The sequence below is a fragment of the Verrucomicrobiota bacterium genome (assembly GCA_027622555.1).
Taxonomy (GTDB): Bacteria; Verrucomicrobiota; Verrucomicrobiia; order Opitutales; family UBA2995; genus UBA2995.
In genome coordinates this window covers 57,541-63,789 of record JAQBYJ010000020.1, presented here as the reverse complement: position 1 = coordinate 63,789, position 6,249 = coordinate 57,541, and the positions used below count along the sequence as shown (strand labels likewise).

At 49.8% G+C, this 6,249-nt stretch carries 6 protein-coding genes; 2 read left to right on the top strand and 4 right to left on the bottom strand.

What is annotated here, in order from left to right:
• Nucleotides 1–478 precede the first annotated feature (478 nt).
• A complete protein-coding gene (locus O3C43_07575; protein MDA1066347.1) occupies nt 479–1,432 on the top strand; it encodes an alpha/beta hydrolase in 954 nt (317 codons plus the stop codon).
• A 272-nt stretch (nt 1,433–1,704) separates the two neighbouring features.
• Complete coding sequence (locus O3C43_07570) at nt 1,705–3,228, top strand: alkaline phosphatase D family protein (GenBank protein ID MDA1066346.1); 1,524 nt, start codon at nt 1,705–1,707, stop codon at nt 3,226–3,228.
• On the opposite strand, the gene O3C43_07565 is transcribed toward O3C43_07570, so the two are convergent.
• The 4 genes from O3C43_07565 to O3C43_07550 form a co-directional block, all read right to left on the bottom strand.
• Nucleotides 3,225–3,374: a hypothetical protein gene (locus tag O3C43_07565; protein MDA1066345.1), complete on the bottom strand. Its 150-nt coding sequence runs from the start codon at nt 3,372–3,374 to the stop codon at nt 3,225–3,227. The two genes, O3C43_07570 and O3C43_07565, sit on opposite strands and share 4 nt — an antisense overlap.
• A 273-nt stretch (nt 3,375–3,647) precedes the next feature.
• Complete coding sequence (locus O3C43_07560) at nt 3,648–4,979, bottom strand: PQQ-binding-like beta-propeller repeat protein (GenBank protein ID MDA1066344.1); 1,332 nt, start codon at nt 4,977–4,979, stop codon at nt 3,648–3,650.
• A gap of 10 nt (nt 4,980–4,989) precedes the next feature.
• Nucleotides 4,990–5,373, bottom strand: a complete 384-nt coding sequence (locus O3C43_07555; protein ID MDA1066343.1) for a hypothetical protein — start codon at nt 5,371–5,373, stop codon at nt 4,990–4,992.
• 117 nt (nt 5,374–5,490) lie between these two features.
• Entirely contained in the window at nt 5,491–6,240 is a 750-nt protein-coding gene (locus O3C43_07550; GenBank protein ID MDA1066342.1) for a DUF1080 domain-containing protein, read from the bottom strand.
• Nucleotides 6,241–6,249: the final 9 nt, after the last annotated feature.

Here is a 6,249-nt window from a genome sequence, read left to right as displayed (position 1 = left end):
AGTGGTTTGGACCCATTCTCGGAAGTGCTCAAAATCCGGTAAATTCATAATGAGGAGACCTACAAGGCAATGGAGATAACGGAGGAAAAAATCCATACAACTCTGTTTCCTCAGTTGCCTCCTGTTCAAAGCATTTTTCTAAACGGAAAAAAGATACAGGATTTAACCACCAGTCTCCGCCAAGGCTACGCCACGGCACGGCTGATGACACTGATTTTCACTGATGAAAAAAGACAAAATAATTCGTGGTTAATTGTTTATTTTCAAAGAGAGACTGCTTTCAGTTTTTCGCGTAATTCAGAGCTTTTCGTAGTATAAGCATTTCCATTCCTGGTGTTTATGGTCCCGGATCAGGTATGGGTCCCGCCATAGCCTTCATGATTATCCTTCCACTTATACTTTTCTACCTAACAATAGATATCGGAATTGCTTCGCTTCACATCTCTCAATTTATTGGATGTTTAAGAAAGAAACTGAAATGAAATCCAATCAACTTCCCTACTCCGTTTTCCTCTGTTTGGCGGCCTTCGCGATCAACCTTCAGGCGCAAAAAACGGAAAAAGCAGAACCCGAGCCGCACTATGCCGAATCCGTGCCCAAACCCACTTTGGCTGAAGTTCGTTATGGAGACCATGAACGACACGTTCTTGATTTCTGGAAAGCTCCGTCCAGCACGCCCACACCAGTGGTTATTGTCATTCACGGTGGTGGATGGACAGGCGGAAGCAAGGAGCGTCTCGATCGTTTTGCGGACACGGAAGTACTGTTGAAAGCAGGTATTTCCGTCGTGGCAATCAACTACCGCTTGATGAAACATTCGGAAGATGTTGTGCCTCCGGTGAAAGCGCCTTTGCATGATGCCGCCCGTGCCTTGCAGTTTGTCCGGAGCAAGGCCAAAGAGTGGAATATTAATAAAACCCGTATCGGTGCCGCCGGTGGTTCGGCAGGAGCCTGTTCCAGCCTCTGGCTGGCCTATCACGACGATCTGGCCGATCCCGACAGCAAGGACCCGGTCGCCCGTGAATCCACCCGCCTCTGGTGTGCCGCGGTTAACGGACCTCAGACCACTCTCGATCCAAAACAGATGATAGAGTGGACACCCAACAGTCGCTATGGCGGACACGCTTTTGGGAAAAAGAACTTTTCCCAGTTTCTGGCAGAGCGTGATAGCATCCTGCCCTGGATTGCCGAGTACTCCCCTTATGCCCTGGTAACTCCAGACGATCCCCCGGTATTTTGCTCGTTTGGTGCTCCGCCGGCCATAGGTAAGGAACAAAAGGATCCTACCCACACGGCCAACTTCGGCGTAAAACTGCAAGAGCACTGCCGGGATGTCGGCGTCAAATGCGACTTCGTCTATCCTGGCGCTCCCAATGTGAAGTTCGAGAATCCAACGGATTACCTGATCGCGACGCTGACCGCCTCCTACTAAATCTCACGCTCGAACTGTACAAAGGGATAGGTTGCCTATCATTCCGACCAATAATCTTCAATCAACAATGCCCGTAAAAATCCGTCTATTATTCTACTGGTAAAGTTCAAGTCGCCGCTCAGCCTTGAAGAGATTGCCGAAAGCCACATCGAGGTGTTTATAGTTTTCTTATCGCGGAGGGATTAGGGCACTCCGGCTAATTTTGAGGCAACAGCTTTTTTCGCGCAGGATTAAGTCCTTTACTGGCCCAGTTCTTCAGATAGGCTATCCCCATGTTCAACTTCGATAGCCCCAAAAATTTCCTACCCCTATTTTCAATTGCCTTACTGATGGTCTGCATGGGTTGCAGCCAAGTGATGGACGAGGATGAGACAGTCTATCTGGGCAACGGCATCAAGATCGGAGAAGTATCCGACACGACGGCAATAATCTGGGCGCGAACCACAAGCTTAGCCGAGCCGTTTAACCAAGGTTCTGAATTCCTCATTAAGGACAGAAAACTGTCTAGTAAACTGGGTGGATTGACCGATGAGGAGTTGGGACCCGAAGGACGCTACGGACTTCAGTTACCGGAAGGCCTTTCGTTAGATCAAGTTGTGCATGCTGTTCCGGGAAGCTCGGGCGAGGTTCGGCTTACGTACTTCGAATCGGGAAAGCAAAGCTCCAGGAAAACAACCGGGTGGCAAGCGGTGGATCCCAACCGTGATTACACAAAACACTTTCCCATGGATGGCTTGAAGCCAGCTACGGAATACAGCATTACCGTGGAGGCGCGTAAGAACAAATCAAGCCGGACACCTTACGTGGTAAACAGCACGTTCACCACCGCACAAGAAAAAGATAAATCGCAAAAAGTGACCTTGGCCGTGACAACGTGCACGGGATACCTATCGAGAGATGCTGGCGACAATGGTCATCACATTTACGCCTCCATGTTAAAGATGAATCCCGACTTCTTTGTGCATGCCGGAGACATTATTTACTACGATCAAATGGAACCCTATGTGACGCACATCGACCTGGCGCGTCACAAATGGAACCGTATGTTCGGATTTCCCAATACACGTGCTTTCCTGAATGAAGTGCCCTCCTACTTCATGAAGGACGATCATGATTCCTGGGACAACGATTGCTGGCCAACCATGACGCCGGAAATGGGAGCGTTCACCTATGAAGATGGTCGGACCGTATATGACGAACAAGTTCCCATGAGTGACAAAAAGCACTACCGGACCTTTCGTTGGGGTAAAGACCTTCAGATATGGTTGATGGAGGTCAGAGACTTTCGTACTCCAAACTTTTATCCGGACGGTCCCGACAAATCGTTGTGGGGCGCGGAACAGATGAAGTGGTTCAAAGAAACGGTAGAAGCCTCGGACGCGACTTTCAAACTCCTGATCAGCCCCACACCGATAGTCGGCCCCGATCACCTATGGAAGGGAGAGAAGAACGACAATCACGTAGATGAAGGTTGGGCTACCGAAGGGAACATGTTGCGCGAGTATATTGGAAAACAGAAGAACATGTATTACATCTGTGGCGACCGCCACTGGCAGTACATTTCCAAACATCCTGAAACGGGAATGATCGAATATGCAGCCGGTGCTTCGACCGATAAACATTCACTTCCCATAGACAATCCAGACAAATCCAGGCATCTATATTACAAACCAGATGTCGGAGGATTTTTGTCGGTAACCGTGGATCGCGTCAAGGGAGTGCCAACGGCTACCTTCACTCATCACGGCGTGATGGGGGAAGTGTATAATGAAGATGTCCGGGTAAGTGTAGATTAAAGATCCTCCTTTTTCGTCCCGCACAAGGTAACTTTCATTCCTAACTTTGAAGCAAGAGCAGCTTTGGTTTCCATGCAAAGATCGGCCTCTTCAACACTGTTAGCGTAAGCGACCTGGATGTGGTTGGCTTGGTGCCGAGCCATCATTTGGTTCCTCTATAGTTGCTGCCAACTGGGAGCGGAAGCGACTTCAAGAAGTGGTGCGTTGCGGAAATTGTCTAACGCATATCCAAATGGTGGATATTGTTCCAAACAAATTTCAACGGCATCGCGAGGACGCGATGGCCCTACCAACGTTTTGCTGAGAGGTAGGGCAACTGCGTCCGCTTGGCCCGGGGAATGGGTCGGCCCAGTCGACTACCAACGTTTTGCTGAGAGGTAGGGCAACTGCGTCCCCGCAGTGCCGCCTCATGGAATCACTCACCCATCCACAAGCGCCAACCGAAACGCTACCATCTCCTCCGCATTCCGAACAAGTAAGACATCTCCAACCAGGACAGGGTGATTCCAGGTCTTTCCTTCAATCGCTGGAATGGATGCGAGCTCGGTAAACTTGTCAGGCTTCGCCTCCACTAACGCCAGCTCACCTTCTTCGGATAAAATAAGTAATACATCCTGGTCGGCTAACAGAAATAGTTGACCACTACCATAGCGTCTGCCCTTCCAGTTTCGGTTCCCATCCTCGGTGTTTATACAAACAAGATTATTTCCATCGATGCCATACGCATGGTCTTTGTGAATGACCAAATCGCTGAAATAGGGCTTGAATCGATTCGTCCGCCAAAGCTCTTCAGTCGTCCATCCATCAGGCCCACTGGAAACGATGACTCGCCCGACACCAGAGGACTCACCAGCGCTAATCAAAAGATCGTGATCAGAAATAAAAGCAGGTTGCACGATGCGAGATCCGGACTCCCATCTATGGTTCCATAGAACAGTTCCGTTTTTCGGATCAAGGCTGACTACTCCACTCTTGCTTGGGAGTAAGACTTGATCGACGCCATCGATGTTTGCATGATGGGGTGAGCTGTATCCATCACCCCCTTTTGGGCCTATCCATCGTAAATCACCGGAATCTTTATCATAGGCAACCAGCGTCCCGACGACGGCAATCACAACAACCTTACCGACTACCAAAGGTGAACTTGAGAACCCCCAGAGTGGAATGTTTGTGCCCGTATCTTCCCCCGCATTTTTAGACCAAATGACCGACCCATCCAAAGCATTCAGAGCGTTGAGGATTCCGGTAGCACCACAGGTGAATAAACGTCCGTTGCTCAACGTTGGTGTCCCACGCGGACCAGCACCGGCATTCGCTTCCCAGAAGCGGACATTATCACTATGCCTCCAAACGAGCTCACCCGTGGTTAGGTGGTAGCAGGAAACGACTTCATCATCACCTCGTTGTTCCTGGGTGAAAAAGAGTTCTCCCAACACCGCAAAAGAGGACCAACTCGGTCCAATGGGACGACGCCAGATTTCAGTCGGCGGAGAGGACGACCAATCGGTATCGATACGAATCCCGTGAATGATTCCATCACGATTGGCACCACGGAATCCTGACCACAAAACCTTGGAATCGTCGGAGATTGAAACAGAAGAAAAACCAGCTGACTCAGTGTTCTGTTCAACCAGTCGATCTTCTGCTGTTTTGGACCAGCGCCATGCGAAGTCCTGATCGAAATCGCTGGTAAAACCTCCGGACCGCACCAAGGTCCACATACCGCAGGCAAGCACAACGGCCCCGGCCATGGAGAACCATCTAGGTCCATCGGCATGACGTACAGGTCAAGGCCCACAACAGGAATGCAAGACACAAAGCGGGAATGGCATAAACGAAGTAAGTCATTCCCATGCCATTGGTCGCAATGGAAACGTGTAGGAAATTTTTTACTACAAAAAGCACTACTCCCATCAACACAACACCCCCTATGCGCTCCGACCAAGAAGCCCGGCTAAAGAACAACCACCAGATCACAAACAAAGGCCCTGCGGCCAAAGCCCCCATTACACCCACCACCATGGCGCTGGGAATTAAAATCGGCACAACAAATCTTAGTAGCCATTGAAGCGTGACGATGAGCACTCCAGGCCAAAGTCGAAGAGGTTTACTTGAAGTTATTTGGTGAGAGAAATGGTTGGACATCGTGCATTGAATTGAAGGTTTTCCACTGGTAGTTTATGAGACAACTCAGACAGTAGATACCTTTACACAGACAAAGGCGATAAGTTGCAGTATAAAGAAGTCTTAGAATAATCGCGGTTAAAACCGCTCACAATTCCTTAAAGGTCGAATCCAGATGTTTCGGAATCGAACCAAGTCCCCGTGATCCTGAAGCATGAGCGGACCGATTGACTCTTGTGAGTCCTCAGGAGGCAAGGCTTTGTGCGTGGTAGGTCCCAGTAATTCTGTACCATGCTGTACAACCACCCCATTTAGAATAGCGGTTATACGAGCAGGCTTTTTGCGTTCTGCATTTTCAAAAACCGGGGTTTCCCAAACAATATCGTAAACATTCCATTGGCCCGGCTCACGTATGGCATTCACGAGGGGCGGGGTCTGCCCGTACATGGCTCCCACCGTACCATCCGCATAGGTAGGATTGTTATGATTATCCAGCACCTGAATTTCATAGAGCCCCATAAGAAACACACCGCTGTTCCCACGACCCTGCCCTTCGCCATTTATCTCCGTAGGACAGCTAAACTCCAGATGCAGCTGAATGTTTCCGAACGATTCGCGCGTGCGGATATTACCCGTACCCGGAACTACTTCCATGGAGCCATCGTCAAGTAACTTCCATGAGGCGGACCCTCCTTCCTTAACAGACTCCCACGCCTCCAGATTTGAACCATCAAAAAGAACCAGCGCATCACTCGGGGCCCTATTTCCAGATCCGGGAGAAACGATGGGCGGCTGTGGGCGGGTTCCATCGTGTACTGCGTATCCACTATCTGGCAACACCGGCATATCACTGTAACCAAGATGTTCGTTTTCGGGGGATCGGTTCATAAGCGCTGA